The following is a 17,355-nucleotide window of genomic DNA, read 5'->3' on the forward strand; positions in this document are numbered from 1 at the left end:
CTTCTTCAGGATCGCATCAATGAGCGGACCATCTGATTTCCAACCGAGCAACCCCGCCTTGAAGTGGATCGAACGGCGCCTTCCGATCTTCGGCCTGATCCACTCCTCGTTCGTGGCCTATCCGACGCCGCGCAACCTGAACTACTGGTGGACCTTCGGCGCCATCCTTTCGATGATGCTGGCGCTGCAGATCCTGACCGGCGTGATCCTGGCGATGCACTACACGCCGCACGCCGACCTCGCCTTCAAGTCGGTCGAGCTGATCGTCCGCGACGTCAATTACGGCTGGCTGCTGCGCAACATGCATGCGTGCGGCGCGTCGATGTTCTTCTTCGCCGTCTACATCCATATGTTCCGCGGCCTCTATTACGGGTCGTACAAGGAGCCGCGTGAGGTGCTGTGGATTCTCGGCGTCATCATCTATCTCCTGATGATGGCGACGGGCTTCATGGGCTACGTGCTGCCGTGGGGCCAGATGAGCTTCTGGGGCGCCACCGTCATCACCAATCTGTTCTCGGCCGTGCCCTATTTCGGCGAGAGCATCGTGACCCTGCTGTGGGGCGGCTATTCGGTCGGCAACCCGACGCTGAACCGCTTCTTCTCGCTGCACTATCTGCTCCCGTTCGTGATCGCCGGCGTGGTCGTGCTGCACGTCTGGGCGCTGCACGTCGCGGGTCAGAACAACCCGGCCGGCGTCGAGGCCAAGACCGAGAAGGACACCGTTGCGTTCACGCCGTATGCGACGATCAAGGACATGTTCGGCGTGTCCTGCTTCCTGATCTTCTTCGCCTGGTTCATCTTCTACATGCCGAACTATCTCGGCGACGCCGACAACTACATCCCGGCGAACCCGGGCGTGACGCCGGCGCACATCGTGCCTGAATGGTACTACCTGCCATTCTACGCGATCCTGCGTTCGATCCCGAAACAAGCTCGCCGGCGTCGTGGCGATGTTCTCGGCGATCATCATCCTGTGCTTCCTGCCCTGGCTCGACAGCGCACGGACCCGTTCGTCGAAGTATCGCCCGCTGGCCAAGCAGTTCTTCTGGATCTTCGTGGTGGTCTGCATCCTGCTCGGTTACCTCGGCTCGCAGCCGCCGGAAGGCATCTATGTGATCGCCGGCCGCATCCTGACGGTCTGCTACTTCGCCTACTTCCTGATTGTGCTGCCGCTGCTCGCCCGCATCGAGACGCCGCGTCCGGTGCCGAACTCGATCGCCGACGACGTGCTGGCGAAGAGCAAGGGCAGGGCCGCCGACCGCGGCCTCTGTGATGCTCGCGATGGTCGTGGCCGGCAGCCTGCTCGTCGGCGGCACCCAGAACGCCAAGGCCGAGGAGGGTGGCAACGCGCCGCCGGCCCAGAAGTGGTCGTTCTCCGGTCCTTTCGGCACCTATGACCGTGGCTCGCTGCAGCGCGGCTTGAAGGTCTACAAGGAAGTCTGTGCCGCCTGTCACGGCCTGTCCTATGTCGCGTTCCGCAACCTCGCCGATCCCGGCGGTCCCGGCTATTCGCCGGCGCAGGCGGCGGCCTTCGCGTCCGAGTACAAGATCAAGGACGGTCCGAACGACCAGGGCGAGATGTTCGAGCGTCCGGGCCGCCCGGCGGATTATTTCCCGTCGCCGTTCCCGAACGAGCAGGCCGCGCGCGCGGCCAATGGCGGCGCGGCGCCGCCCGACCTCTCGCTGATCACCAAGGCGCGGTCCTACAAGCGCGGCTTCCCGCAGTTCGCGATCGACTTCTTCACCCAGTACCAGGAGCAGGGACCCGACTACGTCGACGCCATCCTGCAGGGCTTCGAGGACAAGGCTCCGGCGGGCGTCACGATCCCGGAGGGCTCGTACTACAACAAGTACTTCCCCGGCCACGCCATCAAGATGCCGAAGCCGCTGTCCGATGGTCAGGTGACCTTCGACGACGGTTCGCCGGCGACGGTCAAGCAGTACGCGCATGACGTCACCACGTTCCTGATGTGGGCGGCCGAGCCGCACATGGAGGAGCGCAAGCGGATCGGCATGCAGGTGTTCTTCTTCCTGGTCGTCTTCGCCTTCCTGATGTACTTCACCAAGCGCAAGGTCTGGGCCAACGCCCACTGATCTCGGGTAAGGTATAGCGAGTTTGAAAAAGCCCCTTCGGGGGCTTTTTTGTTTGCAATCTCTCCGTCATTCGGGCGATGCGGTAGCATCGAACCCGGAATGACAGTGTCGTCAATTGCGTCGGCCGCCGAGTGCGGACAAGATGCCGGCCAATCAGCCGGCAAACATTGCGGAGGAACTCATGGGTACCAGCATCAGCTTCAAGCGTCCGGACGGCAAGGATGCGTCGGGCTATCTCGCCAATGCAGCGCGCGGCAACGCGCCCGGTGTCGTCGTGATCCAGGAATGGTGGGGCCTGTCGGACCAGATCAGGGGCCTGTGCGACCGCTTCGCGGTGGCCGGCTTCGATGCGCTGGCGCCCGATCTCTACAAGGGTAAGGTGGTGCCGTATCACGACACCGACGCCGCCGGCAAAGAGATGAATTCGCTCGACTTCATGGACGCCACCACGCAGACGGTGCGTGGTGCTGCGCAGTATCTCGCCAAGAACGGCGCCAAGGTCGGCCTGACCGGCTTCTGCCTTGGCGGCGCGGTGACCATCATCGGCTCGGTGCACGTGCCGGAATTGACCGCGGGCGTCGTGTTCTACGGCATCCCGCCGGAGCAGGCCGCCAAGCCCGCCGATGTCAGGATTCCGCTGCAGGCGCATTTCGCCAACAAGGACGATTGGTGCACGCCGGAGCTCGTCAGCAATTTCGAGAAGGCGATGAAGGCCGCCGGCAAATCGCTCGAGCTGTTCCGCTATGACGCCGAGCACGCCTTCGTCAACGAGCAGCGCCAGTCGGTGCACGACCGCGAGGCCGCCGAACTCGCCTGGGGCCGCGCCACGGACTTCTTCAAGAAGCACCTGGGGTAAGGCGATTGCCAAAACCACCGGCGTTGTCCCGGCGAAGGCCGGGACCCATACGCCGTGGCTTTTGCATGGGCACGCTGGCAGTCATCTCGCCAAATAACTAGGCCCTGTGGTTATGGGTCCCTGCTCCCGTGCGCAATTGCGCACTAGGCAGGGACGACGGCGAGATCTAACTCTCCGCCTTCACCCCGTCCCACCACGGGCAGGTCCCCGACATCAGCCTGAAATTGCCTTCCATCACCTGCACCGGTGCGCGCTTGCCCTCGGCGGCGGCGCGCATCCGCATCTCGCGCGCGACAGCGCGGTCCTCCGGCGACAGCCAGACCCGCTCGTGGCCCCACAGGCTTGGGCCGTCATGCATCTCGAACGGTGTCCAGTTCGCCGGATCGATCTCGCGGCCGCCCCAGCCGCACTCGACCATGAAGGCGGACGGCGACCTCGCGTAGAACGACGTCATCAGGTCGTTGGTGTGACGGCCGAGCGTGACGTTGACGCGATCTTCCTGCTGGGCGACGTCGTAGGCTTGGCCGACATCGTCGAGCGAGAACAACTCGACCATCAGATGATGCATGCCGTTCGTGCCGGTCTCGATCAGCGCCAGCGAGTGATGGCGGGCATTGACGTGGAAGAAATAGGCGCGGAACGGTTTTTCGATGTAGTCGCTTAAGCCGAAACCGAGCACGTCGACATAGAAGCTGATCACCGGGGCGATGTGCTCGACGGTCAGCACCGCGTGGCCGAGGCCGAGCGGCCCGGTGCGGAAGCCGGAGATCGAGCGCCCCGGCCTGAACGGCGTGTCGTCGATCTCGGCGCCATGAAACGCCTCGAGGCGGTTGCCGGCGGGATCGCGAAACGAGATCAGGCCGCGCACCCGCCTGCTATCTGCGAGCGCCAGCGGCTCTGATGTCACCGCGACGCCGGCGCGCTCCAGCCGTGCCGCCAGCGCATCGAGGGCCGCACTGTCAGCCACCTCCCAGCCGAAGAACCGGGTGCCTTCGCCCTGAGCGCGGTCGATCACGATGCGTTGCTTGCGGTCGTCCATCCGGAGCGCGAGCAGCGAATTGCCGCGTTCGACCGCCTGCAGCCCGACGAGGCCAGTGCCGAACCGCCGCCAGTCGTCGAGCGCGTCGGAGCCGAAGCCGGCATATCCGAGACCCAAAATCGCCATCTGCGCCTCCGCTATCTGTCTGTTTTTTGGGCGGCCGGCCGGCCGCCATTTCGGCAAATGCTACGCGGTTTCTTGCCCCTTCAAACCCCGAAAATGCCGTCCAGGGGGCGTCCCGCCTTGGGGTAGGGCTGCCGGGCCATCCCTTGACACGGCCCGCGCCGGGTGGTGAGTAACGGGCATGAGCACCGTTGCCAGCCCATCCCGTCGTTGGTGGCCCACCTTCTCTTAGGTGGCCGGTGCGTTTTCTTTTTTCACAAACGTCGAAGGTCGCCATCGCAGTGCGACCGATGGTTAGTTTATTTGCCCTTCGTTTGTCCTGTGTGGCGCTCTCTCGGCAAGTCTCGTAAGAGGATCACATGAACAGGACAGTCTTCTCCCTGCCGGCCAAGAGCGAATATCTGACCAATGGCGGCCTTGCGGTCGCGCGCGTGATCGAGCAGTTCACCGGCGGCGCCAACCGCCTCGACGATTTGATCGCGCTACTGGACCGCCGCCGCGGCGTGGTGCTGTCCTCGGGCACGACGGTACCGGGCCGCTACGAGAGCTTTGACCTCGGCTTTGCCGATCCGCCGCTGGTGCTGGAGACGTCAGGTACGAACTTCTCGTTGCAGGCGCTGAACCCGCGCGGCGAGGTCCTGATCGCCTTCCTCGGCGACGTGCTGCGCGAGCCCTGCGTCGTGATCTCAGAGCGGAGCGCAACGCGGCTCGCCGGCCACATCATCCGCGGCGCCGCGCCGGTCGAGGAAGACCAGCGCACCCGCCGCGCCAGCGTGATGTCGCTGGTGCGCGACATGGTGGCGGCGTTCACCTCCAATGCCGATCCGCTGCTCGGCCTGTTCGGCGCCTTCGCCTACGACCTCGTGTTCCAGATCGAGGACCTGGTGCAGAAGCGCGCCCGCGAGGCCGACCAGCGCGACATCGTGCTCTACGTGCCGGACCGGCTGCTGGCCTATGACCGCGCCACCGGCCGCGGCGTGGCGCTCACTTACGAGTTCGCGTGGAAGGGCAAATCCACCGCCGGCCTGCCGCAGGAGACCGCGCCGAGCCTCTACGCCAGGAACGGCCGGCAAGGCTTTGCCGATCACGCGCCCGGCGAATATCAGGCGACTGTCGAGGTCGCGCGCGCAGCGTTTGCCCGCGGCGACCTGTTCGAGGCGGTGCCCGGGCAGCTGTTCGCCGAGCCCTGCGAGCGCTCGCCGGCGGAAGTGTTCCAGCGGCTCTGCCGCATCAATCCGTCGCCCTATGGCGCGCTGATGAATCTCGGCGACGGCGAATTTCTGGTCTCCGCGTCGCCGGAGATGTTCGTGCGCTCCGACGGCCGCCGGGTCGAGACCTGCCCGATCTCGGGCACCATCGCGCGCGGTTCGGACTCGATCGGCGATGCCGAGCAGATCCGCAAGCTCCTGAACTCGGAGAAGGACGAGTTCGAGCTCAACATGTGCACCGACGTCGATCGCAACGACAAGGCGCGCGTCTGCGTGCCCGGCACCATCAAGGTGCTGGCGCGGCGTCAGATCGAGACCTACTCAAAGCTGTTCCACACCGTCGATCACGTCGAGGGCATGCTGCGGCCGGGCTTCGATTCGCTCGACGCCTTCCTGACCCATGCCTGGGCCGTGACGGTGACCGGCGCGCCGAAACTGTGGGCGATGCAGTTCGTCGAGGACCACGAGCGGTCGCCGCGGCGCTGGTATGCCGGCGCGATCGGCTGCGTCAATTTCGACGGCAGCATCAATACCGGGCTCACCATCCGGACCATCCGGATGAAGGATGGCCTCGCCGAGGTGCGCGTCGGCGCAACCTGCCTGTTCGACTCCGATCCGGCCGCCGAGGATCGCGAGTGCCAGGTCAAGGCGGCGGCGCTGTTCCAGGCGCTGCGCGGCGATCCGCCGAAGCCGCTGTCGGATTTCGCGCCCGACGCCACCGGCTCCGGCAAGAACGTGCTCCTGATCGATCACGACGACAGCTTCGTGCACATGCTGGCCGATTACTTCCGCCAGGTCGGTGCCAACGTCACCGTGGTCAGGCATATCCATGCCCAGGACATGCTCAAGAAGAAGGGCTGGGACCTCCTGGTGCTGTCGCCCGGGCCGGGGCGCCCGGAGGATTTCGGCATCGCGAAGACCATCGACACCGCGCTGGAGAAGCAGCTGCCGATCTTCGGCGTCTGCCTCGGCGTGCAGGCGATCGGCGAGTATTTCGGCGGCCAGCTTGGCCAGCTCGGCCAGCCCGCGCATGGCCGTCCCTCGCGCGTCCAGGTGCGTGGTGGCCGGCTGATGCAGAACCTGCCCAATGAGATCGTGATCGGCCGCTACCACTCGCTCTATGTCGAGCGCGACAGCGTGCCCGAGGTGCTGGCGGTGACCGCGACCACCGAAGACGGCGTCGCGATGGTGATCGAGCACAAGACCCTGCCGGTCGGCGGCGTGCAATTCCACCCGGAATCGCTGATGTCGCTCGGCAACGAGGTCGGCCTGCGCATTGTCGAGAATGCATTCCGGCTTAATGTGAGTAGCAAGTGAAGGCTAAGTTTAACCATCGTCATTCCGGGATGGTGCGTTAGCACCAGACCCGGAATGACGAGATTCCAGGTTCGATGCTTCGCATCGCCCCGGAATGACCCTCAGAGCGAGACCAATGACCTTCGACCACGACATCAAGGCGACCGTTCGCACCATCCCGGACTACCCGAAGAAGGGCATCCTGTTTCGCGACATCACGACGCTGCTGGCGGATGCCCGCGCCTTCCGCCGGGCCGTCGATGAGCTGGTGCATCCCTGGGCGGGGCGAAGGTCGACAAGGTCGCCGGCATCGAGGCCCGCGGCTTCATCCTCGGCGGCGCGGTGGCGCATCAGCTCTCCGCCGGCTTCGTGCCGATCCGCAAGAAGGGCAAGCTGCCGCACACCACGGTGCGGATTGCCTACTCGCTTGAATACGGCATCGACGAGATGGAGATGCATGCCGACGCCGTGCAGCCGGGCGAGCGCGTGATCCTGGTCGACGATCTGATCGCGACCGGCGGCACCGCGGAGGGCGCGGTGAAGCTGCTGCGCCAGATCGGCGCCAATGTGGTCGCCGCCTGCTTCATCGTCGACCTGCCTGACCTCGGCGGCGCGGCCAAGCTGCGCGCGATGGACGTTCCGGTGCGCACGCTGATGGCGTTCGAGGGGCATTGATCTCTTAGCCTCGCCCCGCTTGCGGGAGAGGCCGGATCGCATCGAAGATGCGATCCGGGTGAGGGGACTCTCCGCGCACTCCAATCTCGGTCGAATTTGCGGAACCAGCCCCTCATCCCGACCCTCTCCCGCAAGAGCGGGGCGAGGGAGCAGAAGTCATCCCCGCTGCAGCAGCATGCTCAATTCGAGATCGCGGAACGTCGTGTAATTCCGCCGGATCCATTGATGCAGCTCGGTCGATGAATCCCTTTCCTGGCGCAGATAGCCGGTGAAGGAGAAGTTCAGCCGGTCGATATAGGTCTTCAGGAACACCGGCAGCGCGCGGAAGCGCAGCACCCGGCTGGCGGTCATGACCGGCGGCAACTCGCCGCGCACCACGAACTCGTTGTCGATGACGATCAGCGCATTCGGCGGGATCGTGCCGAGCAGCGTCTGGTAGCCGCGCACCGAGGCGCGGTCGGTATCGGCGACGTACAGGATCACGGGTGAGACGCGGCGGCGCAGCGCCTCCTTCATCAGCCCGATCTCGTCGCACATTTTGAAGAATTCGTCGAAGGCGTGGTAGCCGAGGTCGATCACCTTGCCGATGCCGTCATTGACGATGACGCGATCCATCAGCTGCATCTTGCCGTAGGTGTCGATGACATCTGCCGTTTCGGTGATCCGCGGCAGGTAGTCGAGCAGCGACGGCTCCTTCAGATTGATGTCGTAGCAGACCACGTCGCCGTTCTTGAGCAGCAGGAATTCGCCGAGCAGCCGCGCGATCAGCGTCTTGCCGACCTGCGGGCGGGGCGAGCAGATGATGTAAACGGGCGTGGATGACATCGCCCGCTATATCAGGCCAAATTTTCGCCTAATCCAGCCCCATCAAGGTCGAAGGTCCGACTATTTTTCGCCTTTGGCCGACTTGGCGCCGACCAGGTCGGTCAGCTTGATCCGGTCGAACTCGCTCCAGACATTGGCGAGCCAATGCCGGACATAGCCGCGCAGCACGAAGGAGTAGTTCGCGGCGTCGTCGTTGATGCCCTTGTTGGCGACGAATTTCAGGAACGGAACCGAGGAGACCTCGACCTGCTCATAGGCCATTTCGTTGAGCTTCGGGATGGTCAGGTCCACGGCATCCTTGATGCGGTGGAAGTAGGAATTGTAGGTCGCTTGGTCCCACTGGAAGAACTGGGTGTCGTTGATGAAGTTCTTCACCAGGAAATATTTCGCGCCGGTCATGAAGTTGGCGGTTTCGGCGATCTCGTCCAGCGAAGCGATCGACGGGCCGAGGATATGGAACACGGCGAAGGTGATCTGGCCGGAACGCGCCGCGTCGAGGAAGCCGATATCGCGCAGCGAGGCCAGCGCGGGCGACAACAGGCCGGCGCGGACGTCGATCACGGTAACCGAGGGCCCCGAGTTCAGCGTGTCGAAGATCTTCATCTGGTCCGCGGTCGTCGTCATGTCGACGATCTCGGTGATGTCAGGATGGAAGCGCTTCAGCGTGCCGCGCGGCGATTCGGTGTCGAACGCCCGGGTCTGCACGTTATTGGCACTGAAATAGTCCAGGAGCGTCCGCGAGACGGTGGTCTTGCCGACCCCGCCCTTGTCGGCGCCCACCACGATCACAACCGGCTTTGCCATGGAAGTCCCTTAAAGCGCGCTCCCGATCGCGATGGCGATCGGCAAGTCCCCACACTGCTTTGGGCGCGAACATGGCAGAAACGAGGGAGAATTCAATTCCTTAAGGCGGCCACGATGGGTTTGGTGGGAATTTCCTTAATGGACTGAGTAGGCTAGGGCGCGATTAGCGGTGTCGTCCCCAAGGGCCCTGGAGAGGACCCAATGGTCCCTGCGTGGGGTTGTTGCCCGGCAGCGCCGGCGGATTGCTCTTCTGTGTCGGCGGCACATCGCCCCATGGGCCGTGGGTCGCCGGCGGGGGCTGGTCGCCCGCTGCGGACGGCTCATCCTGCGGCTTCGTCTCGTCCGGCAGCGCCAGCGGTCCGGGATCGTGGCCACCGGCGTATTTCACCAGGGCGTCGACCCGGGACTTGACCGAGGGATGAGTGGCAAACAGGTCGGCAAACCCCTCGCGCGGATTGTCGACGCAGAGTTCCATCACCGCCGAGGTGGCGTCCGGCAGCTCGCCGCGGTTCTCGATCTTGCGCAGTGCAGAGATCATCGCGTCGGGGTTCTTGGTCAGCTCCACCGATCCGGCATCGGCGAGGAATTCGCGCGAGCGCGACAGCGCGAGCTTGACCACTTGCGACAGCAGCCAGGCCAGCACGATCAGCGCGACCGCGATGATGATCACGATGATCGCGCCGCCACCGGAGCCCTTGCTGTCGCGGTCCGAGGAGGATGACGACGATCGTGAGGATGACGACCAGCCGCCACCGCCGCCGCTCGAGTTCCACGACAGGTTCGTGAACAGGCGGAAGAACAGCTCGCCGAAGAAGCCGACCACGCCGGCGATGATCACCGCGATCACCATCAGCTGCACGTCGCCGTTCTTGATATGGGTGAGCTCGTGGCCGAGCACGGCCTCGATCTCCTTATCGTTCAGCGCCTTCAACAGGCCGGTGGTGACGGTGATGGCGTATTGGCTCCGGTTCAGTCCGGTCGCGAAGGCATTCAGCGCCGGGCTGTCCATCACCTTCAGCTTCGGCATCGGGATGCCGCGCGAGATGCAGAGATTTTCCAGGAGATTGTAGAGCCGCGGCTCTTGCTGCCGCGTCACGCTCTCGCCGCCGGTGACGGCGTCGATCATCTTCTGGTGGAAGAAATAGGCGATCACGATCCAGGCCGCTGCCGCGATCGTCGCCCACGGGAAGGCCGAGATCAGGTCGCGCGAGGCCCGCGTCAGGTAATAGTCGACGGTGCGGCCGCTATCGATCATCACCTCCGCGACCAGCGCGCCGGCATAGACCAGCACGTAGATCAGCAGGAACAGGCCGGCAAGCAGCAGCATCGAACGAAACTTGTTCGATGCGATATGCGTGTAGAGACCATAGGCGGCCATGGTGCGCGTCCGCTCTCACCGTCATTCCGGGGCGCGCGGCACGCGCGAACCCCAATGCGCAATTGCGCTTTGTGGAATCTCGAGATTAGTGAGCGAGATGAGATTCCGGGTTCGATGCGTTGCATCGCCCCGGAATGACCGAAGGGGCGTCATCTCGAAGGAAGTAGTCAGAACTTCACGCTCGGCGCCGCCTCGACCTCCGTGCGGCTGGCGCCGAGGTCGAAGAAATCCTTGCGGGTGAAGCCGAACATGCCGGCGAACAGCGCGGCCGGCATCTGCTGGATGCCGGTGTTGTATTCCTGGACCGCGTTGTTGAAGAAGCGGCGGCTGGCGGCGATCTTGTTCTCGAGATCGGAGAGCTCGGAGGCGAGCTGCTGGAAATTGGCGTTGGCCTTGAGGTCCGGATAGGCCTCCGACAGCGCGATCAGCCGGCCGAGCGCGCCGGAGAGCTGGTTTTCCGCCGCCGAGACCTGGGCCGGGCCCTGCGCCGACATCGCCGAATTGCGCGCCTTGATGACGTCGTCGAGCGTGCCGCGCTCATGTGCGGCATAACCCTTCACCGTCTCGACTAGGTTCGGGATCAGGTCGTGACGCTGCTTGAGCTGCACGTCGATGTCGGCAAAGGCCTGTCCGACCCGCTGGCTGAGCGCCACGAGGCGGTTGTAGGCGCCGAATGCAAACAGCACGAGAAGCACGATGACGCCGATAACGATCCAACTGGTCGACATGACGGGGCAGCTCCTGATGGACGAGACGGCGGCACCGTAGCCCAAGATCGGGGCGCAGGGCAGCCCGCCGCGGAAAGGTGGGCAAGCGTTAGTCGAAGGTTGGCCGACATCGGTTCAACATATTCCGTCGTCCCGGCGAAGGCCGGGACCCATGCGCCGCGGCCCGCGGAAGGGGCACAAGCGGCGACGGCTTCACTCACAACAAACTTCGGTGGTTATGGGTCCCGGCTTTCGCCCATAGGCGCTAAAATAGGATTTGCGCCTTGGATTCGCTTGTGATTCCAAGATGGAATGGCACACGAATCGCTTGTGAACAAAGATTGGGCGCGCGTTGTCGCCCAACTTGGCGGAGCCGATGCTCTGAACATTAGCGCGCGCAAGACGAAGGCGTTTGTCCGTCCGCGGGAGATCAGCAATGCGGTCGACTTGCTGCGCCTGATCTTGGCTTATTGCCTTGGTGAGAAAGGGCTGCGGTTGACGGCGGCATGGGCCACGTCGGTTGGGCTTGTCGATATCTCCAACGTGGCTCTGTTGTATCGCTTACGTCAGTGCGGAGATTGGCTGGCAATCTTGGTCGAGCAGGCGCTTGCCGCCGCGGCGCCGAAGGCGAGCTGCGGTCGTCTGATCCGTATTGTTGACGCCACGACGGTCCCCAAGGCTGGGACGAGCGGCAGGAACAAGAACGCAGTGTGGCGTATCCATAGCGCGTTCGATCTTCCGCAGGAGCGCTTTGGTCACTTCGAACTGACCGATCAGCGAGCGGGCGAGACGCTGGATCGGATACCGGCGGTTGCCGGTGAGATCCGTCTTGCCGATCGCGCCTATCTGCAACCGGAGCGCATGGCGCATCTCGTCGATGCCGATGCGGACTTCGTGATCCGGGCCGGCTGGAAGAGCGCGCGCTGGCTCGATGCCGAAGGTAATCTTGTTGACCTCACTGCCGAACTGCGCAACGCCTCGGCGCGTGGCCTGATCGATCGGCCGATTTGGATAAAGCGCAAGTCAGGTGCGCCGCCGCTCGCAGTGCGTCTGGTTGCCGCGAAGAAGCCGGTGCAAGCTGCTGCGGCTGCGCGACGCAAGGCGCGCCGGACCGCACAAAAGGGAGGTCATCAGCTCTCCAGGCAAACACTTGACGCCGCAGATTGGGTGATCCTGGTGACCTCACTCAGGCCAGAGGACTTCACGACTGCAGATATCCTCGCCCTCTATCGGCTGCGATGGCGCATTGAGCTCGGCTTCAAGCGGCTGAAAAGCCTGATTGGCCTGAAGGGACCTCCCGGAACCGACGAGCGGTCCGCCAGACCCCATATCCTCGCTCATCTGCTGATCATTCTATTGCTCGAGCCGCTCGTCGACGAACTCGAAGACTCTCCCCGCTTGGCCGACGCCGCCTGACCCACCCAGTGACGTGGCGTCTGCTGCGCCAGCTCGTCGCTTCGCTACGGCAAGCGATCATTCCACAGCCCGCAATCGCTCTACTCAGCAGAGCCAGTCACGCTCTCCGGCGACATCTACGCGAGCCACCCAGACATAAGCGCCACTATCAGACTATGATCAAACTATCTTAGCGCCTATGGGCTTTCGCCGGGACGACGAGATACCGCATCGCCCCAGCGCCAGCGCCGGGCGCTTGCGTATTCGGCTCTGGCGCGGCGCGGGATCCGCGCAACCGATACGCCCTCGGGCGTGCACAGTTTCGCCGCGATCTCGACCTTGCCGACGTCCGGCTGCGCCAGCACGCGCGATGGCCTGTTCTCAACGCGCGCGCGGCTCAGCGCGACATAGGCGAAGCGCTCGTCCTCGAACGGGACGTCGGCGCCCTTGAGCTGCTTGTGCGCGCGGGAGCGCTGCAGGCGCTGCGAGAAGTGGCACCAATCGGGCGCGACCAGCGGACAGCCGCCGTCATGCGGGCAGGGGGCCACGACATGCGCGCCGGCAGCGATCAATCGCGCGCGGAGTGCGATGATCCGCGCGTAGCCGGCGGGCGTACCGGGCTCGACGACCAGTAGCGTATCGCTGGTCTTCGACCACAGCGCATCGGCCAGCGCCCCGCGCTCGGCATCGCCGAGTTCGCCGATCATGTAGCTGGCGACGACGAGGTCGGCGGGCTCGGCCTTGTCGAGCAGGGCGCGCGCCTCGCCGAGTTGATAGCTGGCGTCGTGCAGGCGAATGCTGCCGTGAAACAGCTCCTCGGCGAGCGTCCGCAACGCGCCGTTGGCATCAAGTAGGGTGAAGTCCCGCAGCGACGTGAACGCTTCCGCGGCGGCCCAGGTCGCGGTCCCGGACCGGCACCGACATCGAGCAGGCGCGCCGGCGCGAAGTCCGGCCTGATCTCCGTCAGGGCGTTGAGGCTCGCTGCGACGGCGGCATAGGTCGCCGGCATCCGCGCCAGCGCATAGGCCAGCGCATCGGTCTCGGTCCTGATCGTCGAGGAGCCGCCGCCCTCGCGATAGGTCTGCGAGATCACCGCCGCGCGGCCGGCGGCGTCGCTGCGCGACAGGCCTTCGAGCCTGGCGTTGAGGGCTGCGCGCAGCTCGGCGGGGAGATCGGGTGAGGTCATGTGACGGACTATCCCACGTCGTTGCGAGCGGAGCGAAGCAATCCATAGCGCCGCGTGCTGAGGCATGGATTGCTTCGTCGCTATCGCTCCTCGCAATGACGATGCGGAGGCGCGGGTATCCAGAAAATGACGTCGACGCGTAGGTGCTACGCCTAAGCCACGTTCTGGTCGAGGATGTCCACCGCGCCCTGCAGGTCGACCGACACCAGCTGCGACACGCCGCGCTCGGCCATGGTGACACCGAACAGCCGGTTCATCCGCGCCATCGTGATCGGATTGTGCGTGATGATGATGAAGCGTGTCTCGGTCGAGCCGGTCATCTCGTTCAGCAGGGTGCAGAACCGTTCGACGTTGTGGTCGTCGAGCGGCGCGTCGACCTCGTCCAGCACGCAGATCGGCGACGGGTTGGTCAGAAACACCGCGAAGATCAGCGCGAGCGCCGTCAGCGCCTGCTCACCGCCCGAGAGCAGCGAGAGCGTCTGCGGCTTCTTGCCGGGCGGCTTGGCGATGATCTCGAGGCCGGCCTCGAGCGGATCGTCGCTCTCGATCAGATGCAGCGCGGCTTCGCCGCCGCCGAACAGCTCGGTGAACAGCCGCTTGAAGTGGTTGTTAACGGTCTCGAACGAGGTCAGCAGGCGCTCGCGCGCCTCGCGGTTGAGGCTCTGGATGCCCTGGCGCAGCCGCTTGATCGCTTCGACCAGATCGTCGCGTTCGGTGGTCAGCGCGGTGTGCTGGGTCTCGACTTCCTTGAGCTCTTCCTCGGCACGCAAATTGACGGCGCCGAGCCGCTCGCGGTCGCGGCGCAGCTTTTCGAGCTCTTCCTCGACCTGCGTGACCGGCGGCAGCTCCTGGCCGGGTTCGATCTCGGCCATGCCGACGACCGCGCTGGGCTCGACCTCGAGCATGTCGTGGATCTCGCGCTCGATGTCGGCGAGGCGGCGGCGGGTGCCTTCCATACGCTCCTCGGCGCGCGCGGTAGCTTCGCGGGATGAGGACAGCGCTTCGAGCGAGGCCTTGGCGAGGCGATCGGTTTCCGCCATCGCGGCTTCCGCGGTCGCCAGCGCGTCGGCGGCGATGCGGCGATCGCCTTCGGCGTGCTCGATCTCCGTGATCAGCGCGCTGCGCTTCTCGGCGAAAACTTCGGGCGCATTGGCGAGTTCCTCGCGCTCGGCCGACACCTCGGCGATGCGCGCCTCGACGGTCTCGACCTGCGAGGCGGCGCTGGTCTTGCGGTTCTGCCACTCATTGCGCTCGGCAACGATCGCCTGCACGCGGCGGTCGGCGAGCTCGGCCTCGCGGGCTAGCGCCTGCGCCTCGGCGCGGACTTGCGCCGCGGCCCGGCGCTGGTTGTCGATCTCGGCGCGAACCGCGGCGAGCTGGGCCTCGGTCTCGACACCCGGCGGCAGTTCGGCGAGCGCGGCAGCCGCGCTCTCATGCGCGGCTTCGGCCTCGGCGCGGTCGGCGGCGACGCGGCTGTGCGCCTCGGTCAGCGCCGATTTGCGCGCGGCGTGGCGGTTGATCTCGCGCTCGGTGGCGGCATGACGTTCGCGCGCGGTGTCGGCCTCGCGGCGGGCGGCGCGGACGGCTTCGCGCGAGGCACCCTCGGCGGCGGACGCCGAGCGCAGTTCCTCTTCAGCCGTCTCCAGCGCCTGGCGCTTGGTGGCGGCATCGATGCGGGCCTGTTCCAGCTCGTGCTCGATGTCGACAAGACGGGCGCGCTCGGCAAGACGGCGGGCGGCGCCGGTCGGGGCATGCGCGTCGGCGACGAAGCCGTCCCAGCGCCAGACGTCGCCTTCGAGCGACACCAGCCGCTGGCCGGTCTTCAGCTGCGACACCAGCGCCGCGCCGCGTTCCTTGGCGACGACGCCGATCTGGGCCAGGCGGCGCGCCAGTTCCGGCGGCGCCTGGACATGGTCGGCCAGCCGCTCGACGTCATCAGGCAGCGCCGGATCTTCACCGGCCACGCCGATATTGGTCCAGCGCATCGGCGCCGAGGAATCCACCGGCGCATCGAGGTCGTCGCCGAGCACGGCACCGATCGCCTTCTCATAGCCCTTGGCGACGGTGATGCCGTCGATGATCGGCGGCCACAGATTCTTGGTCTCGCTGGTGACGAGCTTGGAGATGGTGCGGGCTTCGGTCTCGAGCCGCTGCACGCGCTTCTCCGCTTCGGTGAGCGGGTTGCGCGAGGCTTCCAGCGTCTGCCGCGCGGCGGCGTGATGCGCCTCGCTGGTCTGCACGGCGGCCTCGGACTCGGCAAGGGTCTGCTGCGCCATCTCCATGGCGGCGGCCAGCGCGTCGATGTCGCCGAGATTGCCGGTCTCCTGCGCGAGCCTGGATTCCTCGGCCTGGACGCTGGCGATCTCCTGATCGAGCCGCGCGAGGCGATCGCGATGCGTGCGCACGCCGGCTTCGAGCTGGTTGCGCTTGGCGGTGAGATCGGCGAGCTGCGTGGTCAACTCGGAGAACTGACGCTCGGTCGCGGCCAGGATCTCCTCGGCCTCAGCGACGCGCTCGTCGACGCCGGAGCGCTTCTCGACGCGCGACTTGATCTCTTCCTTCAGCTCGGCGTCTTCCGTGTCGAGCCGCTGCAGCGCGATGTCGGCATCCGAGGTCTGCTGCTGTTCGCGCGCGATGTCCTGGGCGAACTGGGTGAGACGGCGATCGAGCTCGCCGACGCGCTCCTTGGCGCGCTGCTCCTCGCGGTCGAGCATCTCGCGCGCGTTGGTCAGGCGCTGCAAGCCGGCGGCGGCGCGCGCCTCGGCATCGCGCAGCGCCGGCAATTCGGCGGCGCGGATCGCCTGGATGCGGGCGGATTCGGCCTGCTCGCGGGTGCGCTCGGCCATCTCGCGCACGGAGATATCATGGGTCTGCGCAGCGTCGTTGACGTCGGCATTGGCCTCGATCCAGCGCAGATGGAACAGCATCGCCTCGGACTTGCGCACCTTGGCCGCGACCTCACGGTAGCGGATCGCCTGGCGCGCCTGCTTCTTCAGGCCTTCCATCTGGCCGGTGAGCTGGCCGATCACGTCCTCGACGCGGGTGAGGTTGGTCTCGGCCGCCTTCAGCCGCAGTTCCGCCTCGTGACGGCGGGCATGCAGGCCGGCCACGCCGGCGGCGTCTTCCAGCACGCGGCGGCGCTGCTCGGGCTTGGCCTGGATGATCTCGCCGATCTTGCCCTGGTGGACCAGCGCCGGCGACCGCGCGCCGGTGGCGGCGTCGGCGAACAGGATCTGCACATCTCTTGCACGGACATCGCGGCCGTTGATGCGGTAGACCGAGCCGGCCTCGCGCTCGATGCGGCGGGAGATTTCCAGGAGCTGGCTGTCGTTCACCGCGGCCGGCGCCGAGCGATCGGAATTGTCGATCGTCATCACGACTTCGGCGTGGTTGCGCGCCGGACGGTTGCCGGAACCGGCGAAGATCACCGCGTCCATGTCGGCGGCGCGCAGCGACTTGTGCGAGGTCTCGCCCATCGCCCAGCGCAGCGCTTCGACGAGATTGGATTTGCCGCAGCCGTTCGGTCCGACGACGCCGGTCAGGCCCGGCTCGATCATGAAATCGGTGGGTTCAACGAACGACTTGAAACCGTGCAGGCGGAGGCGCGTGAGCTTCATGTACACAAATCTCGTTTGGCCGGGCGCGAATCTCCCTGCCGTGACAATACCATGGATGGCAATGTCGGTGTCTGGGGTGAATAGCTGCGTGCAGCTCTCATGAGCGGCGACAATGGCGATGCCCGCGCGTCGGAGCAACCGCTTGACCTAGC

Annotated in this window: 9 protein-coding genes and 3 pseudogenes; 5 read left to right on the forward strand and 7 right to left on the reverse strand. The window is 65.5% G+C overall.

The annotated features are described in order from the left end of the window. Positions 1-19 precede the first annotated feature (19 nt). Both ACSKB9_RS33675 and ACSKB9_RS33680 read left to right on the forward strand, forming a co-directional pair. Positions 20-2,094, forward strand: a pseudogene (locus ACSKB9_RS33675) (cytochrome c1). Between the two features lie 181 nt (positions 2,095-2,275). Further along, positions 2,276-2,950, forward strand: coding sequence for a dienelactone hydrolase family protein (locus ACSKB9_RS33680; RefSeq protein ID WP_092085947.1), 675 nt, complete (start codon positions 2,276-2,278; stop codon positions 2,948-2,950). A 166-nt stretch (positions 2,951-3,116) separates the two neighbouring features. On the opposite strand, the gene ACSKB9_RS33685 is transcribed toward ACSKB9_RS33680, so the two are convergent. After that, a complete protein-coding gene (locus tag ACSKB9_RS33685) occupies positions 3,117-4,115 on the reverse strand; it encodes a VOC family protein (protein WP_438078569.1) in 999 nt (332 codons plus the stop codon). A gap of 356 nt (positions 4,116-4,471) precedes the next feature. Between ACSKB9_RS33685 and ACSKB9_RS33690 the strand changes: the two genes are divergently transcribed. Both ACSKB9_RS33690 and ACSKB9_RS33695 read left to right on the forward strand, forming a co-directional pair. After that, positions 4,472-6,637: an anthranilate synthase component I gene (locus tag ACSKB9_RS33690; RefSeq protein ID WP_438078571.1), complete on the forward strand. Its 2,166-nt coding sequence runs from the start codon at positions 4,472-4,474 to the stop codon at positions 6,635-6,637. 115 nt (positions 6,638-6,752) lie between these two features. Continuing rightward, a pseudogene (locus ACSKB9_RS33695) lies at positions 6,753-7,291 on the forward strand (adenine phosphoribosyltransferase). Positions 7,292-7,447: 156 nt separating this feature from the next. Here the strand turns inward: ACSKB9_RS33695 and ACSKB9_RS33700 are convergent. The 4 genes from ACSKB9_RS33700 to ACSKB9_RS33715 all read right to left on the reverse strand — a co-directional run bounded on the left by ACSKB9_RS33700 (position 7,448) and on the right by ACSKB9_RS33715 (position 11,026). Then, positions 7,448-8,116 (reverse strand): hypothetical protein, encoded by a 669-nt coding sequence (locus ACSKB9_RS33700; protein ID WP_076830282.1) that lies wholly within the window; start codon positions 8,114-8,116, stop codon positions 7,448-7,450. 60 nt (positions 8,117-8,176) lie between these two features. Continuing rightward, positions 8,177-8,920 (reverse strand): hypothetical protein, encoded by a 744-nt coding sequence (locus ACSKB9_RS33705; RefSeq protein ID WP_438078573.1) that lies wholly within the window; start codon positions 8,918-8,920, stop codon positions 8,177-8,179. A 163-nt stretch (positions 8,921-9,083) separates the two neighbouring features. Continuing rightward, the gene (locus tag ACSKB9_RS33710) at positions 9,084-10,298 is read right to left on the reverse strand and encodes a M48 family metallopeptidase (protein ID WP_438078575.1); all 1,215 of its coding nucleotides are present in this window, start codon (positions 10,296-10,298) and stop codon (positions 9,084-9,086) included. Positions 10,299-10,465: 167 nt separating this feature from the next. Then, complete coding sequence (locus ACSKB9_RS33715) at positions 10,466-11,026, reverse strand: LemA family protein (protein ID WP_016839704.1); 561 nt, start codon at positions 11,024-11,026, stop codon at positions 10,466-10,468. 309 nt (positions 11,027-11,335) lie between these two features. On the opposite strand from ACSKB9_RS33715, the gene ACSKB9_RS33720 reads away from it, so the two are divergent. Next, positions 11,336-12,421, forward strand: a complete 1,086-nt coding sequence (locus tag ACSKB9_RS33720) for an IS4 family transposase (protein WP_438078577.1) — start codon at positions 11,336-11,338, stop codon at positions 12,419-12,421. A gap of 176 nt (positions 12,422-12,597) precedes the next feature. On the opposite strand, the pseudogene ACSKB9_RS33725 reads toward ACSKB9_RS33720, so the two are convergent. Together ACSKB9_RS33725 and smc are read right to left on the reverse strand one after the other, a co-directional pair. Next, positions 12,598-13,586, reverse strand: a pseudogene (locus ACSKB9_RS33725) (small ribosomal subunit Rsm22 family protein). Between the two features lie 152 nt (positions 13,587-13,738). Further along, on the reverse strand, positions 13,739-17,203 hold the full coding sequence (smc, locus tag ACSKB9_RS33730) for a chromosome segregation protein SMC (protein WP_438078579.1): 3,465 nt from the start codon (positions 17,201-17,203) through the stop codon (positions 13,739-13,741). Between the last annotated feature and the right edge of the window lie 152 nt (positions 17,204-17,355).

This window comes from Bradyrhizobium sp. BR 1433 (genome assembly GCF_051547665.1).
GTDB lineage: Bacteria > Pseudomonadota > Alphaproteobacteria > Rhizobiales > Xanthobacteraceae > Bradyrhizobium > Bradyrhizobium australafricanum.

Coding starts and splice junctions, on each gene's coding strand:
- ACSKB9_RS33680 (WP_092085947.1), top strand. CDS start 2,276: ATGGGTACCAGCATCAGCTTCAAGCGTCCGGACGGCAAGGATGCGTCG.
- ACSKB9_RS33685 (WP_438078569.1), bottom strand. CDS start 4,115: ATGGCGATTTTGGGTCTCGGATATGCCGGCTTCGGCTCCGACGCGCTC.
- ACSKB9_RS33690 (WP_438078571.1), top strand. CDS start 4,472: ATGAACAGGACAGTCTTCTCCCTGCCGGCCAAGAGCGAATATCTGACC.
- ACSKB9_RS33700 (WP_076830282.1), bottom strand. CDS start 8,116: ATGTCATCCACGCCCGTTTACATCATCTGCTCGCCCCGCCCGCAGGTC.
- ACSKB9_RS33705 (WP_438078573.1), bottom strand. CDS start 8,920: ATGGCAAAGCCGGTTGTGATCGTGGTGGGCGCCGACAAGGGCGGGGTC.
- ACSKB9_RS33710 (WP_438078575.1), bottom strand. CDS start 10,298: ATGGCCGCCTATGGTCTCTACACGCATATCGCATCGAACAAGTTTCGT.
- ACSKB9_RS33715 (WP_016839704.1), bottom strand. CDS start 11,026: ATGTCGACCAGTTGGATCGTTATCGGCGTCATCGTGCTTCTCGTGCTG.
- smc (WP_438078579.1), bottom strand. CDS start 17,203: ATGAAGCTCACGCGCCTCCGCCTGCACGGTTTCAAGTCGTTCGTTGAA.